General features: G+C 55.9%; 15 protein-coding genes. 8 read left to right on the top strand and 7 right to left on the bottom strand.

The window, feature by feature from the left end:
- Positions 1-16: 16 nt before the first annotated feature.
- Entirely contained in the window at positions 17-2,026 is a 2,010-nt protein-coding gene (locus W02_RS14490) for a carbon starvation protein A (RefSeq protein ID WP_173048908.1), read from the bottom strand.
- A 233-nt stretch (positions 2,027-2,259) separates the two neighbouring features.
- Here W02_RS14490 and W02_RS14485 point away from each other — a divergent pair, with 233 nt between their 5' ends.
- Entirely contained in the window at positions 2,260-2,631 is a 372-nt protein-coding gene (locus tag W02_RS14485) for a PilZ domain-containing protein (protein WP_255458593.1), read from the top strand.
- Here W02_RS14485 and W02_RS14480 read toward each other — a convergent pair.
- The 6 genes from W02_RS14480 to W02_RS14455 form a co-directional block, all read right to left on the bottom strand.
- On the bottom strand, positions 2,628-3,620 hold the full coding sequence (locus tag W02_RS14480) for a lysylphosphatidylglycerol synthase transmembrane domain-containing protein (RefSeq protein ID WP_255458513.1): 993 nt from the start codon (positions 3,618-3,620) through the stop codon (positions 2,628-2,630). The genes W02_RS14485 and W02_RS14480 overlap by 4 nt on opposite strands.
- A 109-nt stretch (positions 3,621-3,729) precedes the next feature.
- Entirely contained in the window at positions 3,730-5,118 is a 1,389-nt protein-coding gene (locus tag W02_RS14475) for a CDP-alcohol phosphatidyltransferase family protein (RefSeq protein ID WP_173048895.1), read from the bottom strand.
- A 17-nt stretch (positions 5,119-5,135) separates the two neighbouring features.
- On the bottom strand, positions 5,136-5,855 hold the full coding sequence (locus W02_RS14470) for an NTP transferase domain-containing protein (protein ID WP_173048893.1): 720 nt from the start codon (positions 5,853-5,855) through the stop codon (positions 5,136-5,138).
- Positions 5,852-6,934 (bottom strand): alanine--glyoxylate aminotransferase family protein, encoded by a 1,083-nt coding sequence (locus W02_RS14465; RefSeq protein ID WP_173048892.1) that lies wholly within the window; start codon positions 6,932-6,934, stop codon positions 5,852-5,854. The genes W02_RS14470 and W02_RS14465 overlap by 4 nt, the downstream gene beginning before the upstream one ends.
- A gap of 43 nt (positions 6,935-6,977) precedes the next feature.
- Positions 6,978-7,556, bottom strand: coding sequence for a thiamine pyrophosphate-dependent enzyme (locus W02_RS14460; protein ID WP_173048891.1), 579 nt, complete (start codon positions 7,554-7,556; stop codon positions 6,978-6,980).
- Positions 7,553-8,110, bottom strand: a complete 558-nt coding sequence (locus W02_RS14455; RefSeq protein WP_173048890.1) for a thiamine pyrophosphate-binding protein — start codon at positions 8,108-8,110, stop codon at positions 7,553-7,555. Before W02_RS14455 ends, W02_RS14460 begins: the two co-directional genes overlap by 4 nt.
- Positions 8,111-8,224: 114 nt before the next feature.
- Between W02_RS14455 and W02_RS14450 the strand changes: the two genes are divergently transcribed.
- The 7 genes from W02_RS14450 (at position 8,225) to W02_RS14420 (ending at position 12,848) form a co-directional block, all read left to right on the top strand.
- A complete protein-coding gene (locus W02_RS14450) occupies positions 8,225-8,710 on the top strand; it encodes a hypothetical protein (RefSeq protein ID WP_173048889.1) in 486 nt (161 codons plus the stop codon).
- 62 nt (positions 8,711-8,772) lie between these two features.
- A complete protein-coding gene (locus tag W02_RS14445) occupies positions 8,773-9,252 on the top strand; it encodes a hypothetical protein (RefSeq protein WP_173048888.1) in 480 nt (159 codons plus the stop codon).
- A 276-nt stretch (positions 9,253-9,528) separates the two neighbouring features.
- Entirely contained in the window at positions 9,529-9,948 is a 420-nt protein-coding gene (locus tag W02_RS14440) for a PilZ domain-containing protein (RefSeq protein WP_173048887.1), read from the top strand.
- Positions 9,949-9,990: 42 nt separating this feature from the next.
- Positions 9,991-10,377: a PilZ domain-containing protein gene (locus tag W02_RS14435; RefSeq protein WP_173048886.1), complete on the top strand. Its 387-nt coding sequence runs from the start codon at positions 9,991-9,993 to the stop codon at positions 10,375-10,377.
- A gap of 25 nt (positions 10,378-10,402) precedes the next feature.
- Entirely contained in the window at positions 10,403-10,789 is a 387-nt protein-coding gene (locus tag W02_RS14430) for a PilZ domain-containing protein (RefSeq protein WP_173048885.1), read from the top strand.
- Between the two features lie 203 nt (positions 10,790-10,992).
- Positions 10,993-11,619 carry a TetR/AcrR family transcriptional regulator gene (locus W02_RS14425; RefSeq protein WP_173048884.1) on the top strand — a complete coding sequence of 209 codons (627 nt, stop codon included), beginning with the start codon at positions 10,993-10,995 and terminating at the stop codon, positions 11,617-11,619.
- Positions 11,619-12,848: an efflux RND transporter periplasmic adaptor subunit gene (locus W02_RS14420; RefSeq protein ID WP_232068735.1), complete on the top strand. Its 1,230-nt coding sequence runs from the start codon at positions 11,619-11,621 to the stop codon at positions 12,846-12,848. The genes W02_RS14425 and W02_RS14420 overlap by 1 nt, the downstream gene beginning before the upstream one ends.
- Positions 12,849-12,851 lie beyond the last annotated feature (3 nt).

Raw genomic sequence — 12,851 nt, 5'->3', positions numbered from 1 at the left:
TTGCCGCCATCTGGAATCAGCAACAGCCGCTGCCATGTGGCAATCGGAATTTCTTTTCCAGTTCGCACGAGTCGATCGTGTGTCTTATCCCGGATGGTGAACCGCCGCCTGCCAACACAATAACCTCACTGCTCGTAAACGGTCGCTTAAGAATGACGTAGCTATACCATTGCCGGATGCTATCGGTGAGAATGATCAAACCTAAACCCGCCACTACCGCAACCAGAACTGCATCTAGATATAGTGTTTGAGCAAGCCCGGCAGCGAGCGTTGCCGCCTTTGCCATAAACAACCAAAACATTTCGTAGGAACCAACGATGGTGATGCACCCTATAAACGCCATCGGTATGGCTGTGACCCATACATATGCAGTCTTTTGCATCTTGATCAATACGGTAGTTGCGATACACAGCGCCAACATCCCAAGCAATTGATTGGCCGCTCCAAACATAGGCCAGATGGTCGAAATATTTCCTGTGCCGATGAGATAGCCCCACGATCCGACCACGATGCCACTGCTGAGGATGACGCCCGGCCACCAGTTCATACGGCGAAATGGACCGTACACACGACCGGCCATCTCTTGAATGAGGTATCGCGCTACTCGAGTGCCGGTATCGATCGTGGTCAGAATAAATAACGCTTCGAATACCAAGGCGAATTGATACCAATAGGCCATCAGTCCGGACATGCCCGGCAACCCAGCAAAGATGGACGCCATCCCGACTGCCAAAGAGACAGCACCTCCTGGTCGTCCCGCAATGTCCACCCCGACCAATTGGGAAAGCTCGGCAAGGCGTACCGGAGCAAACCCTAAGGCGGCGAGTGCATCGGGCGAGAGGGTTGTGTTGATTGCGAAATAGTCTCCCGGAATCAGCACCGAGGCGGCAATCAACGCCATAACTCCAACAAAACTCTCCAGCAGCATGGCGGCATATCCGATAATAGCTTGGGACTCTTGTTCGATCATCTTCGGGGTGGTACCGGACGACACCAATGCGTGAAAACCCGATACTGCGCCGCAGGCGATGGTGATGAACAAGAAAGGGAACAGCGTGCCGGGGATGATGGGGCCTCCGCCTGTTGCAAATGGCGTCACCCGGGGCATTTCGATTGTGGGCGCCATGAGGATGACGCCAAGGCCGAGCAAAAGAACCACCCCGAGTTTCATGAATGTGGAAAGATATCCTCGCGGTACGAGAAGCATCCAACCGGGCAGAATGGACGCGACCAGCCCATAGCCGGCCAACAGCCATACCAGCGCAGGTTTGTCGAACTCGAAGAGCCAGGCGTACGACGACTGCGCCACGACACGACCGAACAGCACGGCGGCCAGCAGGAGGACGACGCCAAACAGCGATACTTCTGCCACTGAGCCGGGTCGAAACTTCTGGAGGTAAAAACCCATGCTGAGCCCGATGGGAATAGTCATGGCAATCGTGAACGTGCCCCAGGCGTTCTGGTAGAGTGCATTGACGACCGCAAATCCCAGACCCGCCAGTGCCACAATGACGATAAACAAGACGGCGACCGCCGTTGCCGTGCCGGTTACGATGCCCAGTTCATCATGAGCAATCTCCGGAAGCGATCGACCGTTTCTCCGCATCGAAGCCACCAAAATGATGAAGTCCTGTACTGCTCCGCCGAGCACCGCTCCGATGACCAGCCAGAGAAACCCCGGCATAAACCCGAACTGCGCAGCGAGGACAGGACCCAGCAGCGGCCCGGCTCCGGCAATCGCGGCAAAGTGATGGCCGAACAGAACAACCCGATTGGTAGGATGGAAATTGACGAGATCATTTAAGCGGGTCGCCGGTGTGACACGTCGGTCATCGAGATCGACAACCCGGGCGGCAATCCACCGGCCATAGAAACGATACGCCAGCACGTAGATACACGACGCCGCAACCACCAGCCACAGTCCGTTGACCTTTTCCTGCGGCGCCACCACTCCCGTGACAAAAGCAAGCGCACCGGCTCCGAGGGCGGAAAGCCCTCCCCAAAATAGAATGGACGGTATTTTCATGCGATGCATCCTATCACACCGTACACGCAACTCATGCGAACCTTGCAATCATTGGTGATGCCAAGCGACATTGCGCGAACATTTAACATACGAGCAGGCACACTCCTCGCGGAGTGGAGTCACGCTGCCAAGAGACGGTGAACGTACGAGGTCACCATCCATACACACACGAGTCGCAAACGCCCCCCTTAGGAGGGATATTTTTGAACAGATGCCACAGTTACACTCGCTGCATGGAGGAATTGCTTAAACCTTATCAGCGCAGTCTCTACAGGGTTCCAATGTCCTATCCGGCTGTCTATTGTGTCAGTGCGACGGTGGGAGAGGGGACAATCACGAATCTGTCGGCCCTGGGCTGTACGGTTGAGACCGATGAACCGTTGCCGCGCGATCACAGTCTGGCCTTACGACTGTTGCTTCCCGACCAGCCATTGTCTCTTCCAATCGAAGCAGGGCAGGTCAGATGGGTCCAGGGCGTGAGAGCGGGCATTGAATTCATCCAGGTGGAACGCGTGGCAAACCTTCGCCTTCACGGCTTTGTCTGGGATCAGATGGTCGAACGAATTCAGAGGATTCAGCAGCAACGCTCAGGCACAATACCCTAGCCGATTTGATTCCATTTCTTGCGATTCCCAATTACCGTCAAGCAGATCAGCCCAACTCCTATCCAGACAAGCTCCCTGAAACGGCGTAAAAGAGCAAAACTGATTCCGGCAACATCGGAATATCCGAAGGCCTGAAATAGCAATAGATTTCCCGCATCCTGCGCTCCCAGACTGCCGGGAATGAAAAAGGTGCCGCCTTTGATAAACACCGACAAGGCACCAATCGACAGCGCGGACCACCAGAACGCAGGCTCTCCGAGCAGGATGATAATGACGAATACCTCCAGCGCTTCGGCGAGCCATCCCACCAAATACAGGCCGGCGGAGGTATAAAATGCCGCCTGATGATCCGTATAGAATCCCAGAATCGTGCGATCAAGCGAATGCAATTGCTCCTCTCTCGATTCGAGAAACGGAATACGGAGCCTGAGCGCCCGAAGGATACCGAGCATCCATGTAAACAATCCTCTCCGTTGCACGAAAATAAATGCCGCTACCCCAACCCCCAGCAGGCCGGCGCTCAGGAGCGCCGCCACGGCCATCTGCCCGGACGACCTGTCGGCGCCCAAGGCCCACACTCCAAGTCCTATCCCGATCAAGATGAATGCAATCTGTGCGACAGTCATGGTCGTTTTCGCGATGACGACGGAAGCCAGCCCGTGCACCATCGGAACACGGTCGGCTTGAAGAAGATAGGCTTTCAATGGCTCTCCACCCACATAGGCTGTCGGCGTGGTCATATTCACCACTTCTCCGGCCATTCTGATCGCCAGCAATCGTATAAACGGGACACGTTGGTCCATGGCTCGTAGCGCGACCTCCCAACCGTATGCCTCGACAAGGTACATGACCACGGAAGGCAAGAGCATGACGCCAAGCGCTAGGGGGCCGAGTTGAGTGACGGTGTCGTAGATGTGCATCGGACCGATGTGCCACACGAGAACACACAGTGTCACAGCGCCGGTGAGAAGTAGGAGAAGTCTTATCACGTGAAGGAGAAGGTGGAGGGCGGCAGCCCTCCGGAGGATCGGGCACGTTCGATTGGCCTACAGATCATACTACCTCTGTGCCCCGTCAGGATGGCCGGCGATTCAGCGCTCAACCCCGCTGAGCAGGCTCGGAACGAGCAGACGGTCGGATGATCCACAACATGGACATGGCAAAGGCCAATGACCCGGCCGCGGCAATCCACAGAAAGAGTTCAAGCACGCCGAACAGTGCAAAGAGAAAGACCGCAACAGAAAAATCACGGCTGGCCACATTCTTCAACATGAACTCCGCCCAGGCTGCATGCCGCGCCGTCCTCCATCCGCTGCTCGCCTTGATCCCTTGCGCTCGATTCACCGAGACAAATGACAGCACATTACCCAGAATGGCTGTTGCGCCCAGAGCAAGTGGGACCCAGTCATGGGTGGCACCCGCCATGCTCAAATACAGTCCCCAGGCAATGCCCCCGAATATGGCCAGATGCACGACGTTGTCCATGGCCATATCAAGCCATGCACCGAAAGGCGATTCGGTGAATGTCAGGCGTGCCACTTCACCGTCGCAACAATCAATCACCGCTGATAGCTGAAAAAGCGCCGCACCCAGCAATCCGGCGCCATACGAACCACTTGCAAACTCCGCTGCAGCGAGCAGACCGATTATCGTTGCTACCATCGTGATGGAGTTGGGCGATAGACCGAGCATGAGAAAGATTCGCGTGAACCATCGAGAAAGTTTGCGATTAAAATACCGGTCGATAAATCCTTCGAACTCGCTCTTCAGAGAAAGGAACAACTTTCGTTCAGCGGTCTGGAGATCGGCGGGATTCCGAATCTCCTGATACCACCGGCCGGCGTTGGCATCCGTCGTCAAGATACGTACCCGACCATTGCGCGAGGCCTCTTGGAGCCATCTCCGAACTGGAACCATTCCCGCGTCGATACTCACGAGGCTCGCGGCGTCCAACAGTTCGCACGGTAACACCACCACGTCGGCAAGTTCTTCCTCTTGGTTGGAGAGCAAGACGTTCATGTTCGCTTTGCCGTCCGGAGATGCTCCAGAACGATGAGCCACCACAATCGCCTCTCCCTCCTGCACGTCCTGACGCAACTGCTCGATAAGGGGACGGGAAAAGACCCCTCCGACACCCGACAAAAGGCAAAATCCACGCACTTCCGCCCCTAACGCTTCCCACGTTCTCGGATCATCGACGGGAAATTCTCGTAACGGCATCCACCGCACAGGAATCGTCACGCGGGGTCCTTTGGTGAGCGCGACCTTCAATTGATCTTCGTCAGATCCGGATAGGACGATCAGCTGTCTGATTCCAGCGCGCTGAAGGGTGAGAACCGTCCGTTGAAACAATCCGATCCCGACGACCTGCGTCAGCGGCGGCACCGCGGAACGGATGGGCGAACCGAAAAGATCCATCGAAGGCAATAAGATTGCCGTCGACAACCCCTGCACATCGGTTTCGGTATGGACAAGACGATCGCTCATATTGCATCAGCGGCGTTTCAGAGTTTTGGCAGGATATCCCGGCTCGCCCGCTCAACATCATCCGGAAAGTCGATTTCGGTCCACGGCAGACCTCCGATTTTTTCATGACCGACCTTGACATCGCGAAAAAATCCGATCAGTCCGTCTTCATATTCCATGTGCCACAACTCCCGATCGACGAATGTCTTGAGCGAGGCAACCATGTGCGCGGCATCAGCATGCTTCACTTTCAAAAATCCGACTCCCTCGCCTGCATAGTCAAAACGCGCCGGCATCTGCTTGGTCAATGCAATGACACGTCCGCCTTCGACGATGACCATACACTCCTCTCCCGTCTGTTTCACCGACTCGTCCATCAGCAGCGCATTGGAGTGGGGCGAGCGTACCAACCGCCGCAGAATTTCCGCATGAAACAGGACATCCGCATCCATCACGATGGTATCGTCGTCCAATGCCGCCCGCGCGATCCAGAGCGACGAAATACTGCCCCGATGAAACTGTTCGTTGACGAGAAATTGGACGTGAAGGCCACAATCGTTGGAGGCTACGGCGGAGCGGATCATCTCCTGCTTGTAGCCGACGACGATATCTGCTCGGCGGATTCCGACCTCGGCCAGTGATCGTAGATACCGATTGAGAAGAGTTCGTCCCCCGATTTCAATTAAACACTTGGGACGATGCTGAGTTACCTGCCACAAACGCTTCCCGACACCGGCGGCGAGGATGATGGCTTTCATGCGGCCAGACAGATCCGCTCGAACGTGTCCAGAAAACCGGTGAACTGCTCCTCAGTCAGCGCGCCCATGTTGGCGACTCGGAAAATCCGGTTTTCAAGGTTTCCCTGTCCCGCATAGATCACGTAGCCCTGGTCTTTCAGTCGGTCATGTAGGACCTGATAGCTTAACGCCTCCGGCAGGTAATACGCGGTAAGACTGTTGGACTGACGGTCCGGCGTGAGCACCGGCTTGACGCTCAATTTTGCCATTCGGTCACGAATCAACGCGGCCATTTTCTTGTAACGCTGAATGCGTTTGGCCACCCCCTCCTCTAACAATTCGTTGAGCGCTTCATCAAAGGCGTAATACAACTGAACCGCAGGAGTGAAGGGCGTCGTTCCCCGACCTTCGTTGTCCACGTAATGCGTCAGGTGCAAATACCAGGAGCGCTTGGGGTATGCGCGCATACGCTCGAGGAATCCTTTACGAACCAGGACGAACGAGACCCCGGGGAATCCCTGGATGCATTTTCCTGCAGTGCCGGCAACCATATAGATATGGGACGAAGCGATATCGAGGCTCTCTCCAGCCAGGGCACTGACAGCGTCGAGAATGAAGACACGGTTCTGACTGTCAACAACCTCTGCTATTTCTTTGACAGGATTCAAGAGACCGGTTGTCGTTTCATGATGAACCATGCCCACCACATGCGCTTCGGGATGTTGACGCAGGGCGAGCCGCACACGCTCCGGGTCAGGCCTGGCCGTCCACTCGTATTTCAATTCAGAGACGCCCAGGCGATGCAGACCGACCATCTGGGACAGTCGTTCACCATAGACGCCGTTGTTGAGGATCAGCATCCGCTTTCCGTGGGGGATCGAAGACATCACTGCAGATTCGACGGCGGCGGTGCCGGAACCCGAAATCAGGACAGCGGCATACTCCGACTCGGCTCCTGGAACGAATGCTTTCAAGAGTTTGGCCTGGATACCGTGTAGCAGGTCCGCGAACTCGGAGTCCCGATGACAGATATCCTGGCGGGACAGCGCCTGGCGGACACGGTCACTGACATTGACCGGCCCGGGATTGAGCAACATCATGCCTTTACCTCATCGTTCATCATGTCGTTATATCGGTCTACCGTTAGGCAATGGCGCCCATGAAACGCTTGGTCATATCTGCCGGCTCATGAAGCACGCGACCGGCATCCTCCGCAAATTCATTCACCTTGATCAACAGCATACTAGGGCCATCCTTCTTAAGCATGTCTTTGAATTCGTACACGAGGTCTTCTCGGTCCAGAACCCGCTCGACGTTGACATACCCGGCCGCTTTCGCCACCTTTTCCAACGGTACGACGTTCGAAATGGTCGGCTGATTCCCCGTCGTCCCATACACTTCATTATCGAAGACCACGTGAATGAAGTTCTTCGGTTTCAACGCCCCGACGGTCGCCAACGTCCCCATTCCCATCAGCACGTTCCCGTCTCCGTCGAAGGTGATGACCTGTTTCCCGGGTTTCGCCAAAGCCACTCCGAGTGCAATGGCGGGAGCGTTTCCCATGGATCCGATCATATAAAAATGCGTCGGCCGGTCGGCAATTTTATGGGTTTCGCGAGACGGAAACCCATTACAGATGATGACCGGTTGATCCGTCAACAACTCAAGCAACGCGCCGATGGCCTGCGCCCTGCTAATCAATGTCCCTTGTTCGGGTCTCATGGGTGTAATCCTCTCACCACGCCTTTGGTAATAAACAGCGCTACCGGGATGCGTTGTTTCATGAAGGTTTCCGCCACCCATTTGAAATCTTCAACGGCCGCTTTTTCCGTCAATGTGCGGTGAGGAATTTTCATCGTGTCGAGGAATTGAGGCATGACCTCTCCCATGACCAGATGTTCAGGTGCATCCTTCCCGCCCTGTCCCCGCCAAGAGACGATCAGGACGCAGGGCTGACGGTAGATGATATTTAACGAAATCAAGGTATTGAGTGACGTTCCCAGTCCGGAGTTTTGCATGAGCACGGCGGGGATCTTTCCAGCCATATAGGCTCCAGCAGCCATCGCGACTGCTTCATCCTCACGAACCGCCGGCGTGTACATGCGCCGATCCATCAACTCCGCGATGATTCCGCCGAGGATCGAGTCGGGAACGCCCGTAAAGAAATTGACGCCCATGTCCTGCATGGCCTGAACAAATGCGCCGCTGTCGATCATGATCCTGCCCAATAGCCCCCTTGGATTGCGAACAGAAAAGGCGCGCGCATTATAAGCCATGCCCAGACGCATTCTCAAGAAAAAGGGCCGGTTGCGCCTCGATGGATTGCGTGTTAGCGTGCCAGAATGACCGCCACTGCTCGATGGCGAAAATGTAGATGGGAAAGAGCCATTGTGCTCGCGCTCTGCGCGTCATGGTTTGCACCGGTCGAAGCCGGGCAGATGCTGAACGACCCAAGAGGATTTCATGGCATCGCCTGGGGAACGGGTTTGCAGTCACAACCCGATTTCGAAATCGCTCGGAGGGGAGAGCACGTGACCGAGTATCGCCTCAAGAATGTGACCCCTGCCCTCGCTGATATTCCCGTCGATAGTATCCTCTTTTCCTCCATGGACGATCAATTCGCCCGCGTGACGATTCGCTATCATGGAGACAATACGCATACGCGAGTTTTACATTATCTGGAGCAGCAATTCGGTCCGATCGAGCGTCTGCCGGGACAGATGATTCGGGGACTCAATCAGCAATATAATTGGCGAGGAACCGATTCCGAGATCAATCTTACCTACCAGGCCGGTACCGAACGCGGGTTTATCTTTCTGGACAGTCGTACGCTGGTTCCCCGGTTTAATGACTTTATCGCAGACACGGCCGACTAGTTGCAATGCGGTTCAGCTCTTTACTCCTACGCATGTTTTATCTCATCTTTTTTGTGAGACTCTTGACCATCTTGATCGTGAGTCCGCTCGCCTTTGCCGTGCAAATGAAGGACGATCCAAATGGATTCGAAGGCATTCCCTGGGGAGCCGCGCTATCGGAGTCTGAGACATTCAGAGAGGTTGATACGGGAGGGCGGCAAAAAACATTCGAACTGAAATCCGTACCCCTGACCCTCGGCTCAGTGAATGTCGAATCCATGCGATTTGTCACCGTGGACGATAAGTTCGCTCGGGTCATTGTCAGATATCACGGGAAAGTTGCGCATGATCAAATGCTGGAATTTCTGCAGTCGCGATATGGACCGCTTGATCGGACACCTGGACAAATCGCCATTGGCCCGGCCAGATTCCATGCTTGGCAGGGATTCGAGACGGAAGTGACTCTGCGCTATGAAACTCGCAATGACCAAGGAATCATCTTTTTTGAAAGCCAAACCCTGCGCTCGACAATTCTTGAAGGCAGCCTGCTGACGGCTCCCTAGCCGCTCTCGCTTTCGCGGCCCCCCACACATTTGTAAACCGGTTCTCACCGGTAACGGGCCAATTGCGGTCTTGAACCGGCGTTTCGACCTGATATTCCAAGGGCCATTCCAAGGAACAGCAGACGTTTCACAGCCTTATTCACGGGCTGTGTCGCACCTCCCCCTCTTCTGCAGGGTATCCTGCCCCCTCTCTCTAGGAATGCCGGAAACCGGGAAACCCGCTACCTTCAAGGTGTCGGGCAAAATAGACCCTGCAAAGAAAGGATGGTGGCAGATATGAAATCGCGCGTGAAGGAGATGGCGGCGGTAAGGACGCATGCGCAGTTAGACAGACGGTATGCCGAACGGGTACCCACCCACCTCCGCGTCCTCTATGTCAGCGAAACCGGTTCTCGGTGCGTGACGGCGGATGGATTGCTCATCAATCTTTCCAAGACCGGCTGTAAGGTCGTCGGCACCACTCCTCCTCTCGCCGGAAGCACCGTAACCCTGTTCCTGTATCTAGAAGACGGTAAACCCCCTGTTTGCCTCACCGGAACCACCATTTCCTGGGTTTCAGGCCTCAAGTTCGCCGCCAGGTTTCCAACGTTGAATGCTGACGAACGCAAGCGCGTGCAAGAAGTCGTCTGGAAACATGCGACATTGTCAACGTCAAGCGAACATCGAACCGCCTTTCGAATTGCATCGATGGGCTAGGCCGTTGGAGAGAGATCCCGTAGAACTTACAGGAGGCACGGCATGAAATCTCATCAATGTGACAAGACGGCGAAGTCGGAAATCCGCCCGAACCGGAGGCTGACGGAGCGTGTACCAACCGAGGTCGCCCTCATGTATTCAGGCATGGCGGCGGGAGACATGCTGATCGGTGATGGACTGGTTACCGATATGTCGGACCGGGGGATCGGAATACGTGGAAATCGCCTGGTCAATCCGAACATGAACCTTTCGCTCTATATCGACTTGCCGGGCGCCGATGAGCCCGTCTGCATCGCCCAGACCAAGGTGGCATGGGTTTCCGGGCGTCAGTTCGGCGTCGAGATGATCTCGTGGGACCTCGAAGCCCAGAATCAATTGCGCTTTCATGTTTGGAATTGCGCGACCCGCGCCCGGCACACAGGGTACTAAATTGCTGCCTGTAAGGAGGACCGCTATGAAAACCGCCCGAGGCTCGGCCGTCCGCGTCAGCCGAGATGTCCCACGCTTCCGTAACCGGCGACAACACACCCGCGCACATGCCGATTGTAGACTCATGTACTCTGCAGAAGCGGGATGCCGGGACGTCCTGATGGGTGACGGCACGGCCACGGACCTCTCGCATCATGGCTTGGGAGTTCACGGCACCGTGCCGGTACGCCGCGGGACGGAGGTGACTCTGTTTCTGTATCTGCCCGATGGCCAGGATCCTCTGTTGATTATGGAGTCCCGCGTGACATGGACGTCAGGTCATCGTTTTGGAGTCGAGATCACTAAAATGAATCTCCGCGAAAGGAATAGACTCCACTATTTTTTGTCTTTGAACCCGAAGGCATCGGCCTAGCACTCCGTTCCGTTTCACAAGTGGCAGTCGCCGAAACCTTCCTGCCGTGGGAAACCCTCACGACTTTCCTCTTTCTTCCTACGATACAGGCCGCCGTTCTTTAGACTTCAGAATGCATGTGTAGATTCCCGGTCGTTTATTTGTCATGCCCACGCACGGCATGGTAGTCTCCCGGTGAGTAACTACTCACTCACCATGTCCCCATGACGCCATCGAACTCGCGACGACGTCCATCAAGTCAAGAACGTCAGGCCGGTCTCATTGCGGCCGCAGCATCGCTCTTTGCTGCGAAGGGCTTTAATGGGACGACCACGAAGGAAATCGCGAAGTCAGCGGGAGTAAGCGAGGCACTGGTCTTCAAATACTTCCCGACAAAACGGGCGTTGTACGCGGCCATTTTAGCTGAAAAAGTCACGATCAACGAGTTGCTTGAGGCGGTGGAGGAATCCGCCAAGAAAAGGGATGACCGCCGGGTCTTCACGCTCATCGCCGCCTTCCGGATTCGTCCGCATACGGATTCCACCTTCTTGCGGCTGCTGCTGTTCAGTGCGCTCGAAGGGGACGAGCTTTCAGACATGTTTTTCGGCAAACATCATCGGGTGTTTTACGAACGGCTGGCCGCCTACATCGACACGCGGATCGGTGAACGTGCGTTCCGGACGGTGGATCCCCTCCTCGCCGCGCGGGCGTTTGTCGGTATGGTCGTTCATCATCGTCTCTTGCACGAAATCTTCGGCGTGCCCATGCACCGCTCGCACGAGGAAACGGTGACCACGATCGTGGATATTTTCCTGGCCGGCCTTCGTCGCCCCGGCCGGAGGCGGACGTGATGCGGTCCGTCAGACGACATCCTATCGTCACGCTGGGGGTGATCATCTTTTTTGCGGTCACCGCGCTCGTCGTCTTTCGACTCAGCAGCGGGGCCAAGGTCGACTCCAAGAAAACACGGCTCATCTCCGTAGGAACAGTCACCCCGTTGAAACGTGATCTGGATATCAGGCTTGCCTATACCGCGGACATCACGCCGAATCAGGTTGTAAATATCTTCTCCCGGGTTGACGGCTATATCGCCAAGCTCTACGTCGATAAGGGAGATTTCGTCAAAGCCAACCAACTCCTGATCGAAATCGACCATACGGATTATCGGCATGCCGTGAACCAGGCCAAGGCCAATCTCGCCGCGGCGCGTGCGAAAGTCACCCAGCAGGATGCCTCAGTCCGCAACGCCAAACTGACCCTCGATCGCATGCAGGCCCTGATCAAAGAGCAGTTTGTCTCCCAGCAGGACCTGGATACCGCGCTCGTCAATTTCGACGGAGCCGTCGCCGCATTGGAATCCCTGCGCGCGCAGGTGAAGCAGATGGAAGTGGCCCTCGCGCAGGCGGAAACCAATCTGGCGTATTCGTACATTCGCGCTCCATTTGCCGGATATATCGCCGAGCGCAACCTCGACCTCGGTGCCTATGTGACGGGCGCTGCCACCAGCACTTCGACGACTTCGCGGGGCATTCTGAACCTTCACGATGTCGAAATCGTCCGCACATTGATCGAAGTCGTCGAAAAGGACGTGCCGCTCGTCCGGACCGGGCAGAAGGCAGAGGTCCGCGCGGAGGCGTATCCGCACCGCGTGTTCGAAGGCACCGTGACGCGGATTGTCCAAGCGTTGAACCGTGCGACTCGCACCATGACCGTCGAGGTGGACCTGCCGAATGCAGAACAGCTGTTAAAAGGAGGCATGTTCGCGCGTGTCGAAGTGCTCGTCGGGAAACACGCCGATGCGCTTCAGATTCCGATCGACGCCGTCAGCCGGCTGGAAGATGCGCAGTACGTCTACATCGTCCGGGAAGGAAAAGCCGAACGGGTCCCGGTGGAAATAGGGGTTCGCGACGAGAATCGCGTCGAGGTCACCAAAGGACTGACCGGATCGGAGACGGTCATCGTCTCAGGAAAAGACCTCGTTCATGACGGCACACCGGTGCACGCGCAGCCCATCGAATCGCTTCCCCACACCAACCCGTCTCCTCAGGAGCCATCCCTCTCGCTCTCATCCAAAGGATAACGG

It is taken from the genome of Nitrospira sp. KM1 (assembly GCF_011405515.1).
Classification (GTDB): Bacteria; Nitrospirota; Nitrospiria; order Nitrospirales; family Nitrospiraceae; genus Nitrospira_C.
Note: the sequence above shows the minus strand (reverse complement) of the source record. Positions and strands in the feature narration are given on the sequence as shown.